This window comes from Nonomuraea sp. NPDC051941, assembly GCF_044593615.1.
Window position 1 is genome coordinate 649,397 of sequence record NZ_JBIUCF010000001.1, and the last position, 21,093, is coordinate 670,489.

Annotated in this window: 18 protein-coding genes; 12 read left to right on the forward strand and 6 right to left on the reverse strand. The window is 71.8% G+C overall.

Annotated features, from left to right (window positions below; all coding sequences use genetic code 11):
* Positions 1 to 19: 19 nt before the first annotated feature.
* Positions 20 to 547: an RBBP9/YdeN family alpha/beta hydrolase gene (locus tag ACIHFD_RS03005; RefSeq protein ID WP_397365302.1), complete on the reverse strand. Its 528-nt coding sequence runs from the start codon at positions 545 to 547 to the stop codon at positions 20 to 22.
* Between the two features lie 103 nt (positions 548 to 650).
* On the opposite strand from ACIHFD_RS03005, the gene ACIHFD_RS03010 reads away from it, so the two are divergent.
* Both ACIHFD_RS03010 and ACIHFD_RS03015 read left to right on the forward strand, forming a co-directional pair.
* Positions 651 to 1,115: an Lrp/AsnC family transcriptional regulator gene (locus ACIHFD_RS03010; RefSeq protein WP_397365303.1), complete on the forward strand. Its 465-nt coding sequence runs from the start codon at positions 651 to 653 to the stop codon at positions 1,113 to 1,115.
* 157 nt (positions 1,116 to 1,272) lie between these two features.
* The gene (locus ACIHFD_RS03015) at positions 1,273 to 2,493 is read left to right on the forward strand and encodes a serine hydrolase domain-containing protein (RefSeq protein WP_397365304.1); all 1,221 of its coding nucleotides are present in this window, start codon (positions 1,273 to 1,275) and stop codon (positions 2,491 to 2,493) included.
* Between the two features lie 51 nt (positions 2,494 to 2,544).
* Here the strand turns inward: ACIHFD_RS03015 and ACIHFD_RS03020 are convergent, their stop codons facing one another.
* On the reverse strand, positions 2,545 to 3,681 hold the full coding sequence (locus tag ACIHFD_RS03020) for an ROK family transcriptional regulator (RefSeq protein WP_350722365.1): 1,137 nt from the start codon (positions 3,679 to 3,681) through the stop codon (positions 2,545 to 2,547).
* Positions 3,682 to 3,787: 106 nt separating this feature from the next.
* Here ACIHFD_RS03020 and ACIHFD_RS03025 point away from each other — a divergent pair, with 106 nt between their 5' ends.
* From ACIHFD_RS03025 to ACIHFD_RS03040, 4 genes are read left to right on the forward strand one after another with little or no spacing between them, the layout of a single operon-like run.
* Positions 3,788 to 4,696 (forward strand): glutamate ABC transporter substrate-binding protein, encoded by a 909-nt coding sequence (locus ACIHFD_RS03025; protein WP_350722363.1) that lies wholly within the window; start codon positions 3,788 to 3,790, stop codon positions 4,694 to 4,696.
* Entirely contained in the window at positions 4,696 to 5,340 is a 645-nt protein-coding gene (locus tag ACIHFD_RS03030) for an amino acid ABC transporter permease (RefSeq protein WP_397365305.1), read from the forward strand. The genes ACIHFD_RS03025 and ACIHFD_RS03030 overlap by 1 nt, the downstream gene beginning before the upstream one ends.
* Positions 5,337 to 6,152, forward strand: coding sequence for an amino acid ABC transporter permease (locus ACIHFD_RS03035; protein WP_397365306.1), 816 nt, complete (start codon positions 5,337 to 5,339; stop codon positions 6,150 to 6,152). Before ACIHFD_RS03030 ends, ACIHFD_RS03035 begins: the two co-directional genes overlap by 4 nt.
* Positions 6,145 to 7,089 (forward strand): asparaginase, encoded by a 945-nt coding sequence (locus ACIHFD_RS03040; protein WP_397365307.1) that lies wholly within the window; start codon positions 6,145 to 6,147, stop codon positions 7,087 to 7,089. The genes ACIHFD_RS03035 and ACIHFD_RS03040 overlap by 8 nt, the downstream gene beginning before the upstream one ends.
* Before the next feature lie 29 nt (positions 7,090 to 7,118).
* On the opposite strand, the gene ACIHFD_RS03045 is transcribed toward ACIHFD_RS03040, so the two are convergent.
* Positions 7,119 to 8,555, reverse strand: a complete 1,437-nt coding sequence (locus ACIHFD_RS03045) for an LCP family protein (protein WP_397365308.1) — start codon at positions 8,553 to 8,555, stop codon at positions 7,119 to 7,121.
* A gap of 89 nt (positions 8,556 to 8,644) precedes the next feature.
* Here ACIHFD_RS03045 and ACIHFD_RS03050 point away from each other — a divergent pair, with 89 nt between their 5' ends.
* Together ACIHFD_RS03050 and ACIHFD_RS03055 are read left to right on the forward strand one after the other, a co-directional pair.
* Positions 8,645 to 9,532, forward strand: coding sequence for a crotonase/enoyl-CoA hydratase family protein (locus ACIHFD_RS03050; protein WP_397365309.1), 888 nt, complete (start codon positions 8,645 to 8,647; stop codon positions 9,530 to 9,532).
* Between the two features lies 1 nt (position 9,533).
* Positions 9,534 to 10,457 carry an alpha/beta hydrolase gene (locus ACIHFD_RS03055; protein WP_397365310.1) on the forward strand — a complete coding sequence of 308 codons (924 nt, stop codon included), beginning with the start codon at positions 9,534 to 9,536 and terminating at the stop codon, positions 10,455 to 10,457.
* Here the strand turns inward: ACIHFD_RS03055 and ACIHFD_RS03060 are convergent.
* Positions 10,430 to 11,923 carry an alpha/beta hydrolase family protein gene (locus ACIHFD_RS03060; protein WP_397365311.1) on the reverse strand — a complete coding sequence of 498 codons (1,494 nt, stop codon included), beginning with the start codon at positions 11,921 to 11,923 and terminating at the stop codon, positions 10,430 to 10,432. The two genes, ACIHFD_RS03055 and ACIHFD_RS03060, sit on opposite strands and share 28 nt — an antisense overlap.
* Positions 11,924 to 12,030: 107 nt before the next feature.
* Here ACIHFD_RS03060 and ACIHFD_RS03065 point away from each other — a divergent pair, with 107 nt between their 5' ends.
* Genes ACIHFD_RS03065 through ACIHFD_RS03075 form a run of 3 tightly spaced genes read left to right on the forward strand, consistent with a single transcriptional unit; the run spans position 12,031 to position 17,610 of the window.
* Positions 12,031 to 13,152, forward strand: a complete 1,122-nt coding sequence (locus ACIHFD_RS03065; protein WP_397365312.1) for an exonuclease SbcCD subunit D — start codon at positions 12,031 to 12,033, stop codon at positions 13,150 to 13,152.
* Positions 13,153 to 16,662: an AAA family ATPase gene (locus ACIHFD_RS03070; protein ID WP_397365313.1), complete on the forward strand. Its 3,510-nt coding sequence runs from the start codon at positions 13,153 to 13,155 to the stop codon at positions 16,660 to 16,662. It abuts the gene before it with no gap.
* Positions 16,663 to 16,716: 54 nt separating this feature from the next.
* On the forward strand, positions 16,717 to 17,610 hold the full coding sequence (locus ACIHFD_RS03075) for an NAD-dependent epimerase/dehydratase family protein (protein ID WP_397365314.1): 894 nt from the start codon (positions 16,717 to 16,719) through the stop codon (positions 17,608 to 17,610).
* Between the two features lie 4 nt (positions 17,611 to 17,614).
* Here the strand turns inward: ACIHFD_RS03075 and ACIHFD_RS03080 are convergent, their stop codons facing one another.
* Complete coding sequence (locus ACIHFD_RS03080; protein WP_397365315.1) at positions 17,615 to 18,250, reverse strand: HAD family hydrolase; 636 nt, start codon at positions 18,248 to 18,250, stop codon at positions 17,615 to 17,617.
* 87 nt (positions 18,251 to 18,337) lie between these two features.
* On the opposite strand from ACIHFD_RS03080, the gene ACIHFD_RS03085 reads away from it, so the two are divergent.
* On the forward strand, positions 18,338 to 19,627 hold the full coding sequence (locus ACIHFD_RS03085; RefSeq protein WP_397365316.1) for an MFS transporter: 1,290 nt from the start codon (positions 18,338 to 18,340) through the stop codon (positions 19,625 to 19,627).
* A 57-nt stretch (positions 19,628 to 19,684) separates the two neighbouring features.
* On the opposite strand, the gene ACIHFD_RS03090 is transcribed toward ACIHFD_RS03085, so the two are convergent.
* Positions 19,685 to 20,971 (reverse strand): sialidase family protein, encoded by a 1,287-nt coding sequence (locus ACIHFD_RS03090; protein WP_397365317.1) that lies wholly within the window; start codon positions 20,969 to 20,971, stop codon positions 19,685 to 19,687.
* Positions 20,972 to 21,093: the final 122 nt, after the last annotated feature.

Consider the following 21,093-nt stretch of genomic DNA (forward strand, 5'->3'; position numbering starts at 1 on the left):
GGCCCTTCACCGTCGAAGATCAGGGAAGGCGAGCGAGCAGCTCGCGCCCGGAATCCCATCGGCCCAGCCCGCTCGCGGAGTTGATGTGGCCCGCCGAGCCGACGCTGACATGGTGGAGTCGCCAGCCGGCGGCCAGCCGCGACGCGACCTCTGGGGAGCAGTAGGGGTCGTCGTCGCTGGAGACGACCAGGCCGGGCACGTGAAGAGGGGTCGCGTCCACCGCGGTGAAGGTGGGGGCCTCGGCAGGGAAGTTCGGGCCGGTGTTGTCCGGCGGGGCCACGAGGAACACTCCGCGGATGTCCGGCTGACGCAGGGCGACCCAGCGGGCGGCGGCAAGGCATCCCAGGCTGTGCGCGACGAGCACCACGTCGGCCGATGGGCGCTCGTCCACGGCCCGATCGATGGCGTGACACCAGTCGTCCAGATCCGGTTCGTCCCAGGAGGAGGGGGAGATCCGTGCAGCGGCGGCTCCCCACTCCGCCTGCCAGACGGTCTGCCAGTGGTCCGCGTCGGAGCCGTTGATCCCAGGGACGATCACATAGCGCATGGCTTGTCATTCCTTCGTCGTTCGCGGCGTTCGTCCGCGTCCAGGGCGTCAGTATGTGCGAACGGTCGAGTAGAGTCGCCTACCGCTGATGGATGGAAGGTCGATGACGGGCGAGACGACGGTTTCATTGGATTCGGTCGACCATGCGATCCTGGACATCCTGCAGTCCGATGGGCGGCTCGGTGTCACCGAGATCGGCCGGCGGGTCAACCTCTCGCAGCCGGCCGTGTCGGCGCGCATCAAGCGCCTGGAACAGTCAGGTGTCATCACCGGCTACCGCGCCGTGGTCGACCCCGCCCGCCTCGGCCTGAGCATCCACGCGGTGATCCGGCTGCGCACCACCCATGCCCGCATCTCCGCGTGCCTCGACCACTTCGCGCGGTTGCCCGAGGTCACGGACGTCCATCGGCTCACCGGTGAGGATTGCTTCCTGATCGACGTGCACGCCTCCAGCGCCGGGCGCCTTGAGACGATCGTCGACGGCATCGCCCGCTTCGGGCCCGTCACGACGTCGCTGGTGCTGCGGACCTACGAAACGAAGGCGATCACGCCGCCCCGCCCGGCCTGAGCGGCCGAGGCGACGGTGATCCGGGCCGGGGTCAGCCTGGGGAGTACGGGGGCTGCGACTGCGGTCGCAGGCGGAGATCATCACGAATGCGGACGAGGACGGCTGCCCGCGTCGCCAGGATGGAGATCGTTTCCACGACCCCCACCGAAGGAGAAGCATGCCGCCAGCGAACGGCACCCGCATGGCGGTCGCCGCCCTCGCCGTAGCCGGCCTGCTGTCACCCGTCCCGGCCGCCGCCCAGGCACAGCAGCAAGAGCCCGCCGGATCGCGGCAGGCACAGCAGCAAGAGCCCGCCGATCCGCGGCCGGCGCGGCGCGAAGAGCCCGCCGGGCTGCGGGAGGCGCTCGACGCGACCGTGGCCGCCGGCGCCCCCGGCGTGCTGGCCCGCATCGACGACGACCGCGGCACCTGGATCGGCACCGGCGGCACCGCCGACCTGGACACCCGCGAGCCGATGCCGAGCGAGGCGCGGTTCCGGGTCGCCAGCGTGACCAAGAGCATGGTCGCCGCGGTCGTCCTGCAACTGGTCCAGGAGGGCAGGCTGAGCCTGGACGAGCCGATCGGCAAGCGGCTGCCCGGCCAGATCGACGGCGGCGACCGGATCACCGTGCGGGAGCTGCTGAACCACACCGGCGGCCTGGCCACCTACGACCACGCCGCCGAGTTCGCCGACCCCGAGCAGTACGGCAAGCGGACCTACACCCCGCGGCAGCTCATCGACGAGGCCGAGCGGCTGCCCCGGCCCGAGCGGGGCCGCTTCTCCTACTCCAACACCGGCTACATCCTGCTCGGTCTGCTCGTGGAGCAGGTGACGGGCCACAAGCTGAGCGCCGAGCTGGACCGGAGGATCTTCCGCCCGGCCGGCATGACGCGCTCCTACCTGCCCACGACCTGGGACGGCATCCGCGGCCCGCACGCCACCGGCTACCACCTGCCCACGGGCGCCGACCCCGGCCTGCCGGGCTCGCTGCGGCCCATCACGCGGCTGAACCCGTCCTTCGCCTGGGCCGCGTACGGAGTGGTGTCCGACGCCCGCGACCTGAACCGCTTCTACCAGGCGCTCTTCGGCGGCCGCCTCGTCGGCCCGAAGCTGCTGACGCAGATGCGCACCGGCGTCACCACGCCACAGGCCCCGGTCTTCCCCCGGTACGGGCTCGGGCTGGAGTCGGTGGGACTCACCTGCGGTGAGACGTGGGGCGCGACCGGCTCCATCCCCGGCTACCAGACCTTCAGCTTCGCCGACGCCACGGGCGAACGCCGGATGACGCTGTCGGTCAACGTGCAACGCAACGACCGGGCGGTCGCGCGGATGCTGCTGGCCGCCGTGGACGCGCTCAACCGCTACTTCTGCGGTGAGCCGTACAAGCTGCCGGGCTGATCGATCCGCACGTCTGGAGGTCGGCCACCGCGGACGGGGGAGGGTTCTCCTTCAGGCCAGGGCGGCCTCCAGCAGGAGGGTGCCGGCGCCCAGCAGGGCCGCGTCCCGGCCGCCCCGGGCCGGGGCTATCTCCAGGTCGCGCGTCGCCAGCGGCAGGCAGCGTTCCCACACCGCCGCCCTGATCGAGGTGATCAGCGGCTCCGCCGCCGACAGGCTGCCGCCCACCGCCACCACGTCCGGGTTGAAGAAGTTCACCAGCACCGTCAGGACCTCGCCGATGCGGCGGCCCGCGGTGCGGGCCAGGCTCGTGGCCTCCGGGATGGCGTCGTTGACCAGGGTGACGATGTCCGCCGTGCGGGTCACCTCGATGCCGGACTCGCGCAGGGCCGCCATCAGGGCGGCGCCGCTCGCGTACGCCTCCAGGCAGTCCGGATGCCCGCAGGCGCACACGACGGAGGAGTCCGAGCGCACCCGCACGTGGCTGATGTCGCCGGCCGCGCCCCTGCCCCGGTGCAGGTGGCCGTTGACGATGACGCCGCAGCCGATGCCGGTGCCGGCCTTGACGATCATGAGGTTCTGGCTGCCGGGCCACCAGCGCGCCTCGCCCGCGGCCATCAGGTTGGCGTCGTTCTCGACGAGGATCGGCAGGTCGTAGCGGGCGGCCAGGTGGTCGGCCACCGGGAACTCGTTCCAGCCGGGCATGCGCGAGGGCGTCACCACGCGCAGGCTCGACGGGTCCACCGGGCCCGGGATGCCGGTGCCCACCCCCCGCAGGGGGACCGACGGGGGCACGTGGGCGGCCAGCAGCTCGTCGAACGCGTCCGCGATGTGGTCCAGGGTGACCTGCGGGCCGTCGGCGATCTCGCAGCCGCGTTCCTCGATCACGAGCGGCGTGCCGCTGAGGTCCAGCAGGCCGAGGCGTACGTGGTGGGCGCCCAGGTCGGCGACGGCCAGCACGCCGGCGCCGGGGGAGAGCCGCAGCCGGCGCGGACGGCGGCCACCGCGCGAGGTGCCCGAGCCCTCCTCGGCCAGCAGGCCCGCGTCGATGAGCTCCTCCACGCGCAGCGACACGCTGGACGCCGCCAGGCCCGATAAGCGCGCGAGGTCGGCGCGTGACTCGGCCTTGCCGGTGGCGACGAGTCTCAGCAGGTCGCCCTGTGCCCCCTGCACGGGCAGCCGCTGCTTCATGTGAGATACCTACCATGTTCAGACTTAGGCCGACAACGTATTGACTTGCTACGAAATCTCCCACTACGGTCCGGCCTATCTTCGAAATCGAAGGAAGTGACCGTTCATGAAGAGGTTTGTCGCCCTCGTCGCCGTCTCGCTGTTAGGGCTGGCGGCCTGTGGTGAGTCGAGTAGTCCCGCCGTGCCCGGAGCGCCGTCCGAGAAGGGCAGCGACGTCCTGGCCAAGGCGCCCGTCGCGGCGGCGGCCGACATCCTGCCCGGCTCCACCATGGAGAAGATCAAACAGCGCGGCGAGCTCCTCGTGGGCGGCTCGCTGGACGCGCCCCTGCTCTCCCAGCAGAACCCCGCCACCGGCGAGGTCGAGGGGTTCGACGCGGACATGGGCAAGGCGCTGGCCAAGTACATCCTGGGCGAGCCCAAGGTGAAGATCGTCAACTCGGCGTCGGAGACCCGGGAGGCGTTGCTGGCCAACGGGACCGTGGACGTCGTCTTCCAGACGTACACGATCACCGAGGAGCGGGCGAAGCAGGTGGCGTTCGCGGGCCCGTACTACACCTCGGGGCTGACGATCGCGGTGAAGAAGGGTGCGACGGGCATCGCCAAGCCGGAGGACCTGAACGGCAAGAAGGTCCTGGCGGGCGCGAACACCCCGGCCATCCCCGCGATCAAGAAGCTGGCGCCGCAGGCGGAGATCATCACCTTCGGCAGCGACCCGGAGTGCGTCCAGGCGCTCAAGCAGGACCGGGGCGTGGCCTACGTGCAGGATGAGACGATCCTCATCGCGGACGCCAAGAAGGACCCGTCGATCGAGATCGTGACCAAGCCGTTCACCGTGGACCCGTACGGGATCGGGCTCAAGCACGGTGACGACCAGTTCAAGAAGTTCGTCAACGACTGGTTGAAGAAGACCCAGGACACCGGGGTCTGGCAGGACATCTGGAAGAAGTCCATCGGCACCGTGGTGACCGGCGACGCTCCCCAGCCGCCGCAGATCGGCTCCGTGCCGGGGTCCTGATGTCCGTTCTCCTCGATCACCTGCCCGAGCTGTGGCAGGGGCTGATCGTGACGTTCCAGCTCACCGCCGCGTCCTTCGCGGGCGCGGCGGTGCTGGGGGCACTGGTGTGCGCGCTGCGCGTCAGCCCGGTGCGGGTGCTGCGCGCCATCGGCACCGGGTACGTGGAGTCCTTCCAGAACCTGCCGCTCCTCGTCCTGCTCGTCCTGGCCTTCTTCGGCCTGCCGGAGATCGGCGTCAAGGCCGAGCCGCTGGTCACCGCCATCGTGGTCATCGCCGTGTACGAGGCCGCGTACGTCGGCGAGGCCCTGCGCTCCGGCGTGAACTCGGTGGGCAGGGGGCAGGGCGAGGCGGCCCGGGCGATCGGGCTGACGTTCGGCCAGTCGCTCAGGCACGTGGTCCTGCCGCAGGCGCTGCGCACGGTCGTCCAGCCGCTCGGCAACATCTTCATCGCCACCACGATGAACACCGCCCTGGCCGCAGCCGTCGGCGTCGTGGACCTGACGGCCGCCGCCAACCGGGTGAACCTCGTCGAGGCGCAGCCCATCCCGATCTTCGTCGGCGCGGGCCTGGCGTACGCGCTGATCGCCGCGGCGGTGGGATTCGCCACCGGCCGGCTCGAACGCAAGCTGGTGATCCTGCGGTGAGCGTCCTCTTCGACGAGCCCGGCCCCAAGGCGCGCAGGCGCATCCGCGTCGCGACCGTGCTCGGCGTCCTGGCCGCCGTCGCGCTCGCCGTCCTGGCCGTGCGGCAGTTCGCGGCGAACGGGCAACTCGACGCCGCCCGCTGGCAGCCGTACGCGACCTGGCCGATGTGGCGCTACCTCCTGACGGGACTGTGGTCCACGTTCCTGGCGGCGATCGTGTCGGCGGCGCTGTCCATGGCGTTCGGCCTGGTCCTGGCCCTGGGGCGGCTCTCGCACCGCCGGTGGATCCGAGTCCCGGCCGCCGCCTACGTCGAGGTCGTCAGGGTCGTGCCGGCGCTGCTGCTGGTGTACGTGGTGCTGTTCGCGCTGCCGCGCTACGGCCTGGACCTGCCGCTGTTCTGGAAGCTGGTCGTGCCCCTGACGGCCTCGAACGCGGCCGCCTTCGCCGAGATCTTCCGCGCCGGCATCAACTCCGTCGAACGCGGCCAGACCGAGGCGGGCCTGGCCGTCGGCCTCACGCCGCTCCAGACCATGCGCCTCGTCGTGCTGCCCCAGGCGGCCCGCCGCGTGCTGCCGTCGATCATCAGCCAGTCCGTCGGCCTGCTCAAGGACACCTCGCTGGGCTTCGTCGTCAGCTACGGCGAGCTGCTCTACAGCGGCAAGGTGCTGGCGGCCTATAACGGCCTGCTCATCCAGACGTATCTGGTCGTCGCATTGGTCTATCTTGCGGTCAACGTGTCCCTGTCCAAGCTGGCCCGCACCCTGGAAGCGCGCCAGCCCGTCTCTTTCAGGAGGAGAGCCGCTCGTGCCTGACTACGCCGTGCTCGCCGAGGTGATCCGTTCCGGATTCGTGGAGAGCGTCCATTACGGCAGCGCCGTCGGCCTGGATCCGTCCGGGCGTGCCGAGGTGGCCCTCGGAAAGGTGGACGCGCCGGTGCTGCCGCGCTCGTCCGCCAAGCCGTTCCAGGCGCTGGCCTGCCTCACCGCCGGCGCGGCGCTGGCGGGGCCGCGGCTGGCCATCGCGGCGGGCAGCCACACGGGCGAGGACTTCCACGTGGAGCTGGTCCGCGAGATCCTCGACGACTACGGCCTGGACTTCGGCGCGCTGGCGTGCCCGCCGTCGTGGCCGGAGGACGCCCCCACCATGTACGGGCTCATCAGGCAGGGCGCCGACCAGTCCCGCGAGCGCATGAACTGCTCCGGCAAGCACGCCGCCATGCTCGCCGCCGCCGTGGCCAACGACTGGGACGTGCCCGGCTACCTGTCGGCCGGCCATCCCCTGCAGCTCCAGGTCCGTTCGGTCACCGAGGAGCTGGCGGGGGAGAAGACCGCGCACGTGGCGGTGGACGGCTGCGGCGCGCCGCTGTTCGGCCTGTCGCTGACCGGGCTGGCGCGGGCCGTGCAGGGCCTGGTGCTGGCCGCGCCGGGCAGCGCGCCCCACCAGGTCGCCGACGCCATGCGCGCGCACCCCGAGTACGTGGGCGGGACCGGGCACCAGAACACCGAGCTGATGCGGGCGCTGCCCGGCGCCGTGGCCAAGGGCGGCGCGGAGGGCGTGCTGGTGGTGGCCCTGGAGTCGGGCCACTCGGTGGCGGTCAAGGTCATCGACGGCAGCCCGCGCGCCACCACGGCCGTCGCCCTGGCGGTCCTGCGGCGCATGGGCTGCGACGTCTCGACGGCGGCGGCGTTCGAGCAGGTGGACGTGCTGGGCGGCGGGGCCCCCGTGGGCCGGATCGTCGCCCGCGGGTAAGTCGCGGAAGGTCAGAGCATCGCGGGAGGTCAGAGCGAGCCGTCGCAGCCGTCCGTGATGCCCTTCGCCGGGCTCTGGCCGGCCTTCTTGGCGGCCGCCGTCTTCTTGGGAGAAGGGCCGGCGGAGGCGGTGGCGGCGACGGGCGGCTTGGTCTCGCCCGAGTCCCGCATCGCCTTCGCCGCGATGGTGCGGATCCTCTCCCAGTCGGGATAGCCGGTGTTGATCAGCGGCGGCACGAACTGCACGCTCGTCACCTTGGCGTTCTTGACCTTCAGCGCCAGCGGCACCAGGTTCTTGAGCATCCCCCGCGGGATGTCGGTCCTGATCAGCTCCTTGGTGGCCAGCGCGATCCGGTTGAAGCGGGCCAGCACGGTCGCCGGGTCCGCCTGGGTGAGCAGCGCGCCGAGCACGCAGCGCTGGCGGCGCATGCGGGTGTAGTCGTCGCTGAACGTGCGCGAGCGGGCGTACCACATGGCGTCGGCGCCCTTGAGCTTGCGCGTGCCGGCCTTGACCAGGCCCTCGTTGTACTTGCCGAACACCACGTCCTGCTCGACGGTGATCGTGATGCCGCCGATGGCGTCGATGAGGCGGGCGAAGCCCCACATGTTGACCAGGGCGTACCAGTCGACCTTGACCCCGAGGGTGTAGCCGATCGTGTCCATCAGCACCCTGGGACCCTGGCGCTGCTTGCCGCCGAAGATCTCCGGGTGCGCGTCGGCGTACTCCCAGACGCTGTTGAGCAGGTCGCTGCGCCCGCCGCCGGGGTCGGGCGGGAGGCGGAAGCCGTTGGGGAAGTGCTGGGCCATCGGCGTGCCGGGGCGGAAACGCACGTTCTCCAGGTTGCGCGGCAGGCTGAACAGCACGGTGTTGCCGGTCTTCACGTCGACGCTGGCCAGGTTCATGCTGTCGGTGCGGACGCCGATCCGGTTGTCGTCGGCGTCGCCGCCCAGGAGCAGGATGTTGACCCGCTGCCGCCCCGCCCACGGGTCCTCCGGCCGCTCCGCGGCGGCGGCGTCGGACGGCGGGGCGTCGGACGGGGTCTCCTGGAAGATGTCGTTGACCGTGCTCTGCAAGGTCCACACGTACTGCGTGACCACGCCGAACGGGAGCACCACGGCGACGGCGAGGAGCCCCGCCAGCGTCCCGGTGACGATCTGCCCGCCTTGTGGCAGCCGCCCCGGCCGCAGCACGATGAACGAGTGCACGATCACGGCGAACCAGGTCACGCCCAGCACGGCGGCGCTCACGATGATCGTCGTCATCCGCTCGATGAGCGTACCCACCAGGTTGTCGGTCGTCAGCGCGAACGCGACCAGCGCCAGGAGGCCGACGACATAGCAGGAGATCAGGGCGAGGCCGGTTTTGCGCCAACCGGCGCGCAGATGGGCCGCCCCGGGCGCCAGCGCCGCCAGCGCCAGCCATCCGAGAACCGCTCCGGCGCTCGAGGGTTCCTTTGCCTGCCGCACGCCTTCCCCGTTTCCCCGAAATACAACAATAGGCCTCTTACAGAGGCGGCAGCCTACGCACCTAATACGAAATATGTCTTTATCGGAGGATGAACATCAGTAGCCGAACAGACTTCACCGAAATCGCGTACGAAGTCGCCGACCGGATCGCCACCGTCACATTGAACCGCCCGGAGCGGCTGAACGCCTTCACCTTTGCGATGCGCGGAGAGTTGATCGAGGCGTTCGACCGCGCGGACGCCGACGACGGGGTGCGCGCGGTGGTGGTCACCGGGGCGGGCCGCGCTTTCTGCGCCGGGGCGGACCTGAGCGGCGGCGGGGACACCTTCGCGCACGGCGCGGACGGCGCCCGCGGTGAGCTGGTGGACGGGGTGCCGCGCGACGGCGGCGGCACGGTCGCGCTCAGGATCGCCCGCTCGCTCAAGCCGGTCATCGCCGCGATCAACGGCCCCGCCGTGGGCGTCGGGCTGACGATGACGCTGCCCATGGACGTCCGGCTGGCCTCGGCGCAGGCCCGGTTCGGGTTCGTGTTCGCGCGGCGCGGCATCGTCACCGAGGCCGCGTCGAGCTGGTTCCTGCCCAGGATCGCCGGCATCGCCCAGGCCATGGAATGGGCCGCGACCGGCCGGATCTTCCCCGCCTCCGAGGCGCTCGAAGGGCGGCTGGTCTCGCGGGTGTATCCGCCCGAGGAGCTGCTGCCGGCGGCGTACGCGCTGGCCCGCGAGATCGCCGACAACACCTCGGCCGTCTCCGTGGCCGCCATCCGCAGGCTGATGTGGTCGGGCCTGTCGGCGTCCTCGCCGTGGGAGGCGCACGCGGCCGACTCGCGCGTCATGGCCGAGCTGGGCGGCGCGCCCGACACGGTCGAGGGGGTGACGGCGTTCCTGGAGAAGCGCCCGGCGGACTTCCCGATGCGGGTGAGCGAGGATCTGCCGCCCGGTGTCCCGTCATGGCCGGACAATCCTTATGGTGTCTAGCATGTACGAGATCACCGTGCTGCAGCTGCCGGACGACTTCGAGGGCGAGGTCGTCGCGACGCTGGTCTCCAGGAAGGCGGGATCCCGCAGGGCGGTGCTCTACCTGCACGGGTTCACCGACTACTTCTTCCAGGACCACCTCGCCGACCACTACATCCAGCGCGGCATCGACTTCTACGCTCTCGACCTGCGCAAATACGGGCGTTCGCTGCTGCCCCACCAGACCAGGGGCCTGATCAGGAGCGTCACCGACTACTTCCCCGAGATCGACGAGGCCGTCCGCATCGTCAGGCAGGACCACGACGAGCTGACGATCAACGCCCACTCGACCGGCGGCCTGGTCGCCTCACTGTGGGCCGACCGGGTCCGCGGGCGGGGGCTGGTGCAGGGGATGGTGCTCAACAGCCCGTTCTTCGACCTGAACGTGCCCGCCCCGCTGCGCATGGCAGCCGACCTGTTCAAGACGCCCCTCTCGTACACGCGGTGGGCGCTCCCGCTGGGGGTCAGCACCGTCTACGGGCAGACGCTGCACCGCAGCGAGGGCGGCGAGTGGGACTACGACCTGGAGCTCAAGCCGCTGGGCGGCTTCTCCGTGCACGCCATGTGGCTGGCCGCCATCCGCCGGGCGCAGCGGCGGCTGCAGGCGGGGCTCGCGGTGGACGTGCCGGTCCTCGTGCTGGCCTCCACCAACGGGCTGCGGGTAAGCGACCTCGTCCCGGAGGCCCGCTCGGCGGACATCGTGCTCGATCCCCAGCACATCGCCCGCTGGGCCACCTCGCTCGGCCCGCACGTCACGTGCGTGCGCATCCCGGACGGCCTGCACGACCTGGTGCTGTCGGCGGAGCCGGCGCGCAAGCAGGTCTTCGCCGAGCTGGACCGCTGGATGGATGCGTACGTCTACCAGGGGAAAGAGAACAGCCCGTAGTAGGCCGCCGCCACCAGCAGCAGCCCCGTGCCGCCCAGCACGCCGGCGACCGCCACGTGCTGCCAGCGGCCGGGCCGCATGCCCTCGCGCAGCGCCGACACGAACGCCGCCACCGCCGTCACCTCCTGGATCAGCATGAGCGCCGCGAGCAGCCGCACGATGAGCCAGCCGGCCAGCACGGCCGGCCAGGCGCCCGCCTGGTTGACCGAGAACAGCACCAGCAAGGTGATGAACGCGATCACCGAGGCCAGCAGGCCCAGGCCCGTCCAGACCATCCGGCTGAGCCGGCGTCTGATCGGGGGCCACAGCCTGGCGTTCGTCTCGGCGGGGACCTGGGGACGGCCGCGCAGGCGTACGACCATGGCCGCGACGGGGCCCGCCACGTAGCCGACGGCGGCCAGGCAGATCGTCAGCCCGAGCATCGTGCCGCCCGCGTACCAGGGGGCGGCCGGCACGTCGCTGGCCTCGAACCGCTGCACCGGCGTGGCGCCCGCCATGTGCAGGGCGGGCCGCGCGGTGCCGGGCAGGCCGGTGATCCAGTTGGCCAACGTTTCCAGGTAGCCCTTGGTGAAGGGGCCGCCGTTCACCCGCATGGCGTGGTCGCCCTTGGCCATGAAGCGGATCGTGTAGTCGTCGTTGCCCGCTTTGTTCATGCCCTTGACGAGCGCCTGGGTGGACTCGACGAACGGGATCGAGGGGTCGGTGGTGCCGTAGAAGGCCAGGACCGGCTGTTTGATCCCGCTTAATGCCGGCAGCGCGTCATATCTGAGGAAGTTGAAGCCGACCCCGCCCATGGCCCTGGTCAGCAGGTCGCGGGCGCCGATCGGGGCCCGCAGCCGGAGCAGCTGCTCGTTCAGCGCCCAGGCGACCTGGCGCAGCGGGGAGACGTTCGGGGACGACACCAGGATCACGAACCCCACCGCCGTGCTCTTCGCCGCGGCGATCGGCACCACCCAGCCGCCCTCGCTGACCCCCCACAGGCCGATGCGGGCCGGGTCGACCTCGGGACGCGTGCGCAGGAGCTCCACCATGCGCAGGGCGTCGTCGGCGAGCAGCGAGAAGTCCCGCTGGCGGAAGTTGTAGCCGACCGTGCGCTTGTCGAACGCGATCGTCACCACGCCCGCCTTGGCCAGGAACTCCGCCTGCGGCGTGAACTCCGTCCGCGACCCGTTGCCCGACCCCGACACGAACACCATCGCCGGGTGCCGCCCGGGCGTCACCGGCAACCGGAGCGTTCCGTCCAGGCGTTGACCCTCCGCCGAGACGGAGATCTCCTCCCTGCGGACGGGATCGACCGCCACCACCGGCCGCAGCTCGCTCGTGGGCTGCGCCGGGATCGTCTGGAAGGCTGGATCCACCTTGAGCGGCGGCGGATCGAACGCGGGCGGCAGCACGTATCCGACCGTCGCGAGAGCCACCAGCACCAGACCGGCGGCGACGCTCAAGGTGCCACGGCCAGTGCGCATCGGCCTCCCCATGTGCGTTGGTTTGCCCGCCGATCTTCTAGCCTACTCCCGGCCCGCGGGACAGATGAGGCCGCATTTGTCGGTGAGAGCTGTTAGCTTCCTGCGACATGCGGATCCTGCACACCTCAGACTGGCATCTGGGGCGCTCGTTCCATCGCGAGAGCCTGCTCTCGGCGCAGGAGGCGTTCGTCGACCACCTGGTGGAGACGGTCCGGGCGGAGCGGGTCGACGTGGTGGCGGTCGCGGGCGACGTCTACGACCGCGCGCTGCCGCCGGTCGACGCGGTCGCGCTCCTGGACTCGGCGCTCGGGCGGCTGCGCGCGGCGGGGGCGCGGGTGGTGCTGATCAGCGGCAACCACGACTCGGCGCTGCGGCTGCGCTTCGGCTCGGGCCTCTTCGAGGCCGCCGGGGTGCACGTACGCACCTCGCCCGACCTTTCCTGGGAGCCGGTGCTGATCGACGACGTGGCCTTCTACGGCATCCCCTACCTGGAGCCCGAGCTGGTCCGCCACGCATGGGAGCTGCCCGACCGGAGCCACACGGCCGCCCTCACGTACGCGATGGACCGCGTCAGGGCCGACGCCGCCCGCCACCGCGCCTCGGTGGTGCTGTCGCACTGCTTCGTCGTCGGGGGCCAGGCCAGCGACAGCGAGCGCGACATCAGCGTGGGCGGGGTGGCCCACGTGCCGCTGTCGGCCTTCGACGGGGTGTCCTATGTCGCGCTGGGCCACCTCCACGGGCGGCAGCGCATGTCGGAGACGGTGCGTTACTCGGGGTCGCCGCTGGCCTACTCGTTCTCGGAGGTCGGCCACGTCAAGGGCTCGTGGCTGGTCACGCTCGGCCCGGGGACGGACGCGGCGGCCGACTTCGTGCCGGCGCCGGTGCCGCGGCCCGTGGGGCGGCTGCGGGGCGACCTGGAGGAGCTGCTGACCTCTGCCCGGCACACCCCGTACGAGGACCACTGGCTGCACGTCACCCTCACCGACGCCGTCCGCCCCAAATCGGCCATGGACCGGCTCCGCGCCCGCTTCCCCCACACCCTCGCCCTCTCCTTCGACCCGGTCGGCGCCGCGCCCGCCGCCCAGCCCGTACGGCTGAGCGGGCGGCCGGAGGCGGAGGTGGCCCTCGATTTCGTCAGGGAAGTACGCGGCGAGCCTGCCGCACGTGACGAGGAAGACCTGCTAAGACAGGCCATCGAGGCGTCGAGGGTGAAGGAGACGATGGCGTAGATGCGGCCGCACCGGCTCTCGCTGACGGCGTTCGGGTCGTTCCCGGGCACCGAGACGGTCGACTTCGACGCGCTGGCCGAGGCGGGCCTGTTCCTGATCCAGGGGCCCACGGGGGCGGGCAAGACCACCATCCTCGACGCGCTCTGCTTCGGCCTCTACGGTCAGGTGCCCGACCCGCAGCGCAACGACGCCCGCAGCCTGCGCTGCGACCACGCCCCGCCGTCGGCCGGGCCCTCGGTCACGCTGGAGGTCACCATCCGCGGGCGGTTACTCCGCATCCAGCGCTCGCCGTCCTGGCAGCGGCCCAAGCTGCGCGGGACGGGGTTCACCGAGGAGAAGCCCAAGGTCGTCGTCTCGGAGTGGCGCGGGTCGGAGTGGCAGGGCCTGACCACCCGGCTGGACGAGGCGGGCGACCTGATCGGCGGGCTGCTGGGCATGAACGCCGCCCAGTTCTGCCAGGTGGCGATGTTGCCTCAGGGCAATTTCGCCAAGTTCCTGCGGGCCGAGGGGGAGGAGCGCCGCAGGCTGCTGGAGCGGCTGTTCTCGGTCAAGGTCTTCACCCAGGCGGAGTCGTGGCTGGCCGAGCACCGCAAGCTGGCCTTCCGGGAGGCGCAGGAGCTCCGGCAGGAGGTCGACTTCGCCGTCCAGCGGGTCGAGGAGGCGGCGGGCGACGACCTGGACGAGGCCTTCGAGCCCGAGGATGATCCCCTGCGATGGGCGGGGGGGCTGCTCGACGCCGCGCGGGCCGTCGTGGGCCGGGCGGGCGAGGAGCACGAGACGGCCGGGCAGGCCGCGCGTTCGGCGCGGCTGCGGTTCGAGCAGGCCGCCGCGCTGGCCGACCGGCAGCGCCGGCACGCCGAGGCGCTCACCATGCGCCGCACCCTTGACGAGCGGGCGGACGAACGGGCCGACCTGCAGGCCATCCTCGACGACGCGGCCAGGGCCGATCGGGTGCTGCCTCTGATCACGGCGGTCAGGCAGCGTTCGGAGGCCGCCGCCAAGGCACGCGCCCTCGCCGCCGATGCCCTCGCCCGGGCCCGCCCCCTGCTCGCCCGGCAGGCGGCCGACGCCACCGGCCACTCACCGGGCGGCTCGGCTGTCGTCGGGCCCGTGCCGGGCGGGTGGCCGACGGGTGAGCCGTCGGCGGCCGAGCTGGCCGCGCTGGAGCGGGAGCGGCAGGCCGAGATCGCGCGGCTGTCGGAGCTGCTCGCCGAGGAGGCCCGGCTGTCGGTGGTCCGGCGTGACCTGCTGCGCGTGGAAGAGGAGCTGGCCGAGCTGGTCGGCGCCGACGAGGCCGTCAGCGCGCGGCTGGCCGCCCTGCCCGCCCTCCTCGAGCGGGCCGAGGGCAGGCTGGCCGAGGCGCGCATGGACGCCGCCAGGATCCCGGCCGCGCAGGCCGTACGCGACGCCGCCGCCCACCTGATCGAGATCGACGACGAGCTGGCCAGGCTGGCGGCCGAGCTCGACGCGCTGGCGCAGCGCGAGGCCGAGGTGTCCGCCGCCGAGGCCGAGCTGCCCGAGCGGATCGCCGACGCCGCCGCGGCCCTCGCCGACGTGCAGACGCAGGCGGCGGCCATCCCCGCGGCGTCTGCGGGCCTCGACGCCGCCAGGGCCGCGCTGGAGGCCACCCACCGCCGCGAAGCCCTCGCCGCTGAGCTGGAGGCGGCCGCCGCCGCCCACCAGGCGCTCGTGGACCACGCCCAGGCGCTCCGCGAACGCTGGCTCGACCTGCGCCAGGCGCGCATCGACGGCATGGCGGCGGAGCTGGCCCGTGACCTGTCCGACGGCCGGCCCTGCGCGGTCTGCGGCTCCGACCACCACCCCGATCCCGCCTCCCCGGTCCCCAGCGCGCCGTCGGCCGACGACGAGCACGAGGCCGAGAGCGCCCACGAAGCCGCCCTGTCCCAGCGCGAGGCCGCCGAACGCGCCCTGGCCTCCCTGGAGTCCCGGCACGCCGACGCGGTCGAGGCCACCGGGGGTCTGGACGTCGATACGGCCGAGGCGCAGGTGCTGGGGGCGGAGCAGGAGCTGGCCCGCCTCGAGGCGGTGGCCGACCGCGAGCCCGCCCTGGCCGCGGCGCTCGAACGCGTCGAGATCGAGCGCGAACGGGTCAGGGACCAGGCCAGGGAGATCGCCGAGACCCTCGCCGGCCACCGCGCCCACCACACCCACCTGGAGTCCGAACGCACCCGCCTCCTCCAGACGACCCTGCCCACCGCAGACCCGGACCCGGAGTCCGCACGTCTGGACGGGCGGGGTGTGCTGGCGCGGGCCGAGGGGGAGTTGCGCAGGCTGCGGGCGTCGGCGGACGGGGAGCCGGTGCTGGCCCGGGAGGCGGCGGCGCTCGGCCGGGAGCGCCTGGAGCTGGAGGAGGAGAGGCGCCGGGTCGAGGCGCGGCTGGCCTCGTACCGCACCCGTCATGAGGAGCTGAGCGGCGACGCCGGACGGCTCGGCGCCCGGCTGGACGCGGCGCGGGGCGAGGATCCCACCCTGACCGCGCGCCTGTCGAGGCTGCACGACGAGGCTGGGCTGCTGCGGGAGGCCCTGGAGGCCACGCAGGCGGCGGTGGCGTCCATCGACGAGCTGGGCAGGGCCCGGCGGGCCGCGGAGGAGGCGGCGGCCGAGGCCGGGTTCGCGGACGTGCCGGAGGCGGATGCGGCGTTCCGGAGTCCCGTGGAGCGGGAGCGGCGGGCGGAGGCGCTGCGGCGGCTGGACGACGAGCACGCCGCCGTCACGAGCGTCCTGGCCGACCCCGAGCTGGTCGCGGCAGCCGCCGCGCCCGCGCCCGACCTGGCCTCGATCGGGAGCGAGCGCGACCGGCTGGAGGAGGCGCACACGAGGCTGTCCAGCGCGCGCGACCGGGCCGTGGCCAGGGCGGAGCGGCTGGCCCAGCTGCACGGCGAGCTGTCCGATCGCATCGAGCGCTGGCGCCCGGCGGCCGAGCGGCACCGGCTGGCCGAGCGCATGGCGGCGCTGGCCAGCGGCACGTCCGGCGACAACCAGTGGAGCATGAGCCTGTCGTCGTATGTGCTGGGGGAGCGGCTACGGCAGGTGGTGGACGCCGCGAACGAACGGCTCGACCACATGTCGGCAGGCCGCTACCTGCTGCGCCACGACCTGCGCAAGACGGCCGGGTCCCGGGGGCGCTCCGGGGGCGGGCTGGGGCTGCGGGTGGCCGACGGGTGGACCGGCGTCGACCGAGACCCGGCCACGCTGTCCGGCGGTGAAAGCTTCATCACGTCACTGGCGCTGGCGCTGGGGCTCGCGGACGTCGTCACGGCCGAGGCCGGGGGCACCGAGCTGGGCACGCTCTTCGTGGACGAGGGCTTCGGCACCCTCGACGAGGACACCCTCGACGGCGTGCTGGACATCCTCGACGGGCTGCGCGACGGCGGGCGGGCCGTGGGCATCGTCAGCCACGTCGCCGAGCTGCGGTCGAGGATCACGGCGCAGCTCAAGGTCACCAAGACCCGCGCCGGATCCACCGTGTCGCTGACAGGGGTGGGCTGAGCGGCGACGGCCGAGCGATCTCGCGTAGATTGCTCGCACGAACCCCATGAAGGAGTGGAACCCATGCGCGTCGTCGTCACCGGAGCCCATGGCAAGGTCGGCCGGGCGGCCGTCAAGGCGCTGGCCGAGGCCGGTCACGAGGTGACCGGCGTGGATCTCACGCGCCCGATCTGGGAGCGGCACGAGCCCGGCGAACCCGCCTACAAGCAGGCCGAGCTGACCGACGCCGGGCAGGCGTACGCCGTGGTCCACGGGGCCGACGCGGTCGTGCACGCCGCCGCCATCCCCGACCCCACCGCCAACGCGCCGCACGTGGTCTTCCAGAACAACCTGATGGCCACGTTCAACATGATCGAGGCGGCGATCCGCCTCGGCGTCCCCCGGTTCGTGAACATCTCCAGCGAGACCGTCCCCGGCTACTTCTTCGCCGACCGGCCCTTCCTGCCCGACTACGCGCCGGTGGACGAGGAGCACCCGGCCCGGCCGCAGGACCCGTACGCGCTGTCCAAGCACTTCGGCGAGCAGCTCATGGACGCCGCGGTGCGCCGCTCCGACATCAGGTGCATCTCGCTGCGGCCGAGCTGGGTGCAGCACGAGGGCAACTACGAGCGCAACATCGGACCGCAGGTCCGCGACGCCGCCTTGATCGGCGCCGGGTTGTGGAGCTACACCGACGTGTACGACCTCGCGGACGCGATCGTCCTGGCCGTCGAGTCCGACCTGCCCGGGCACGAGGTGTTCTACATCGCCGCGCCCGACAACGCGGGCGGGCACGATTTCGCCGTCAAGCTGCGGGAGCACTACGGCGACCGGATCGAGCTGCGGCCGATCTCCCGCCCGGACTCCTCGGGCATCTCGTGCGACAAGGCCCACCGCCTGCTGGGCTGGACCCCGAAGCGGTCGTGGCGCGACTACCTGGACGAGAACGGCCGTACCCGCCAGGGGTGACGACTCAGCGTTCGAGTGAGGTGATCAGCTCCGGCAGCGTGGCCGGGTCGTGGAACAGGGTGGCGCCCAGACCGGCGAGGCGGTCGCCGGGGATGAGGCCGCCGGCGAAGGCCAGGCAGCGCATGCCCGCGCGCATCGCCGCGGTCACCCCGAACGGGCTGTCCTCCACCACCACGCACCGCTCCGGCTCGGCCCCCAGCGTGGCCGCCGCGTGCAGGAACAGGTCCGGCTCCGGCTTGCCCCTGGCGACGTCCTCGGCGCTGAACACCCGCCCGTCGAACCGCCCGGCCAGCCCCACGAGCTCGAGGCTGTGGCGGATCACGCTGTGCCGGCCGTTCGAGGCCACGCAGCTCGGCACGGTGAGCCGGTCGAGCGCCTCCTCGATGCCTCGGACCGTGCGCAGCTCGGCCTTGACCGCCGCCATGTACTCGGCTCTGAGCTGATCGCGCCAGCCCGGCGGGGTCTCGCCCACCTGCTCTTCCCAGTAGTCGTTCGTGCAGCCCACGAACCGCTCGATGTACTCCGTCTCGTCAATCGACCAGCCCAGGCGGCGCAGCGCCGCCGTGCCCACGCGTACGGAGATCGGCTCGCTGTCCACGAGCGTTCCGTCGCAGTCGAAGATGACAAGATCGACAGCCAAAATCCGTTCCCTTCAGAGGTGTCTTTCCGCTGGTGATAGCTTCTTCGTATCGCTTCACAAGACGCTATTCCGCATAGTGAGACAAATGTGACAACGTCCCCCCAAATCGCCGCACCCAGCCGGTCAAGGATCGCGGCCGCCAGCCTCGTCGGCACGGCGATCGAATTCTATGATTTCTACATTTATGGCACCGCGGCGGCCCTGGTGCTCGACACCGCGTTCTTCCCCGGCATGGATCCGGTGGCGGGCAACCTGGCGGCGTTCTCGACCTTCGCGGTGGCGTTCCTGTCGCGCCCGCTCGGCTCGGCCCTGTTCGGGCACTGGGGCGACCGGGTCGGCCGCAAGTCCATGCTCGTGGTGTCGCTGCTGGTGATGGGGCTCTCCACGGTCGCCATCGGGCTGCTGCCCGGCTACGCGGCCATCGGCGTGATCGCGCCTGTGCTGCTGGTGCTGCTGAGGTTCACGCAGGGCATCGGGCTTGGGGGCGAATGGGGCGGGGCGGCGCTGCTGGCCACCGAGCACGCGCCGCCCGGCAGGCGCGGGCTGTACGCGATGTTCCCGCAGCTCGGCCCGTCGGCCGGGTTCATCGTGGCGAACGGGCTGTTCCTCGTGCTGGGGGAGACGCTCAGCGATGAGCAGTTCGGGGCGTGGGGGTGGCGGCTGCCGTTCGTGGCGAGCCTGCTGCTGGTGATCGTCGGCCTGTACGTACGGCTCAAGATCTCCGAGACGCCGGTCTTCCAGGCGGCCATGGACCAGCACCGGATCGCCAAGGTGCCGATCGTGGCCCTCCTGCGGCAGCAGTGGCGGCGCGTGCTCCTCGGCGCCGGCGCCATGACCGTCGCCTACACGCTCTTCTACACCGCCACCACCTACTGCCTGGCGTACGGCACCACCGCGCTCAAGATCCCGAAGACCACCATGCTCGGCCTGACCATGGTCGGGGTCGTGTTCATGGCCGCGGGCACGGTGGTCTCCGCGATGGTCTCCGACCGGCTGGGCCGCCGCCGCACCCTGCTCACCGGGACGGGCGTGGCCGTCGTGTGGGGGCTGGTGATGTTCCCGCTGATGGAGACCGGGTCCGTGTTCCTGGTGGGCGTGGCGCTGGCGGGGGCGCTCGGCCTGATGGGGCTGGTCTTCGGGCCGATGGGCGCGTACCTGCCGGAGCTCTTCAAGACCCAGTACCGCTACAGCGGCGCCTCGGTGGCCTACAGCCTGGGCGGCGTGCTCGGCGGCGCGGTGCCCCCGCTGGTCGCCACGAGCCTGCAGGCCGGCGGGGTGGGCGTGATGGGCGTCGGCGCGTACGTCTCGGCGATGGCCCTGCTGAGCCTGCTCTGCCTGCTCGCCCTCCCCGAGACGGGCGAGGACAGCCTCCAGTAGTGCTTTGTCAGGTCGGCGCGTCGTGGGCGGTGAGCGCTGCGGCAGCCAAGGCGACGGCTATGCCGGCGGCGGTTCCGGGCGGCCGTTGGCGACCCAGGTGGGGTGGAAGCGGCGGAAGATGATGCTCATGTTCTTGTCGCTGCCCGAACTGTTCTGCTCGCCCCACTCGATGGCCGCGCCGACCTGATTGTCGGCGGTCTGCAGCATGCTGGAGTAGCCCCCTTCGACCCCGTTCACGTTCGGCCTGCCGTCCCGTCCCTTCGGCTGGGGCGCGGGAAAGTCGCCGAGCAGGCGGGTGTACGGCCAGCCGACGCCGTCGTCGTAGCTCATCCAGACGCGCATGGGGGTCCGGCTACGGGAGTCGCCGCCCGGGTGGGGGCCGAGGAACAGGATCCGGTTCGGCGACCCGGCGAAGCGCAGCGTCGAGGCCTGGCAGTCGGGATCGGGCAGGACACGGCCGTCCGGCTCGAGGTGATCGGCGTAGCCGGAGAAGCGGCTGTCGAGGGTGCCGGTGGCGACCAGTCGCTTGAGCAGCGGCGGATCGCCGGCGTTGGCGAACCTGGCACGATCGTTGCGATACAGGTCGCCGCTGAACCGCTGCAGGATCGTGGCCTCGTCGGTCTTGGTGACGTCGGTGTTCGTCAACTCCTGGTAGTGCCAGTCAGTATCCCCTGGCCGCTTGTAGATGTTGCGCCACTTGGCCGGGATGACCAGCGTTCCGTCGGTCATCTTGATGCCGGCGCCGGGGCCGATCGAGTCGTTGAACCATCTCCTGTTCAACGGATCGCTCGGGTCCTTGTGCGGTTTGAGCGTGTCGGTCTTGTCGATGAGGGTCCAGCCGCCGGTGGGCAGGCCGTTGGCGTCGGTGGCTGACGAGGCCACCCACACCGCGCGGTCGTCCCAGCTGTCGAAGTCGCCGACGCTCGTCCAACTGGCCGCCATCCGGTTGAAGAACAGGTAGACGGTCTGCCCGTCGAAGACCGCGGTGGGGTTGCCGACGGCGTCCGGCCACCCGGTGGCCACCGCCTTGATCCCGGACCAGGTGCCGGGTTTGCCGGAGTCCCTGGAGGTCTTGTAGATGAGGTCGATGTTGCCGTAATCGTCGTTGTCGCCGACCCGGCCTTCGGCGAAGGCGATGACCGTGTTCCCCTTGGTACGGATCACGGCCGGCGCGCGGAAGGAGTGGTAGTCGACCCGGTAGGCGCCGTTGACGTAGGCCTCGTTGCCTCCGTCGAAGAGCACTTCCGCGGAGGGCGTGGACGCCGCATCGGCCGGAGTCGCTACGAGGAGGCTCGCGGCGACCAGCGCGATGGCCGCGAGCGATCGGACACATAAAGGTCTCACCGTGCGAAAAGTACAACTACCTGTTGATCGTGGGAAGTCCGGGACAGAAGAGGTCAACAACTAGGTGTGCGGCGCGGCAGTACTCCCGCACGCTCGGAAAGATGACGAACTGCCGGGTCGGG

What these genes read in the sequence shown, in the direction of transcription:
- ACIHFD_RS03005 (WP_397365302.1), bottom strand. Translation starts at nt 547, where the DNA reads ATGCGCTATGTGATCGTCCCTGGGATCAACGGCTCCGACGCGGACCAC.
- ACIHFD_RS03010 (WP_397365303.1), top strand. Translation starts at nt 651, where the DNA reads ATGACGGGCGAGACGACGGTTTCATTGGATTCGGTCGACCATGCGATC.
- ACIHFD_RS03015 (WP_397365304.1), top strand. Translation starts at nt 1,273, where the DNA reads ATGCCGCCAGCGAACGGCACCCGCATGGCGGTCGCCGCCCTCGCCGTA.
- ACIHFD_RS03020 (WP_350722365.1), bottom strand. Translation starts at nt 3,681, where the DNA reads ATGAAGCAGCGGCTGCCCGTGCAGGGGGCACAGGGCGACCTGCTGAGA.
- ACIHFD_RS03025 (WP_350722363.1), top strand. Translation starts at nt 3,788, where the DNA reads ATGAAGAGGTTTGTCGCCCTCGTCGCCGTCTCGCTGTTAGGGCTGGCG.
- ACIHFD_RS03030 (WP_397365305.1), top strand. Translation starts at nt 4,696, where the DNA reads ATGTCCGTTCTCCTCGATCACCTGCCCGAGCTGTGGCAGGGGCTGATC.
- ACIHFD_RS03050 (WP_397365309.1), top strand. Translation starts at nt 8,645, where the DNA reads ATGAACATCAGTAGCCGAACAGACTTCACCGAAATCGCGTACGAAGTC.
- ACIHFD_RS03055 (WP_397365310.1), top strand. Translation starts at nt 9,534, where the DNA reads ATGTACGAGATCACCGTGCTGCAGCTGCCGGACGACTTCGAGGGCGAG.
- ACIHFD_RS03060 (WP_397365311.1), bottom strand. Translation starts at nt 11,923, where the DNA reads ATGCGCACTGGCCGTGGCACCTTGAGCGTCGCCGCCGGTCTGGTGCTG.
- ACIHFD_RS03065 (WP_397365312.1), top strand. Translation starts at nt 12,031, where the DNA reads ATGCGGATCCTGCACACCTCAGACTGGCATCTGGGGCGCTCGTTCCAT.
- ACIHFD_RS03070 (WP_397365313.1), top strand. Translation starts at nt 13,153, where the DNA reads ATGCGGCCGCACCGGCTCTCGCTGACGGCGTTCGGGTCGTTCCCGGGC.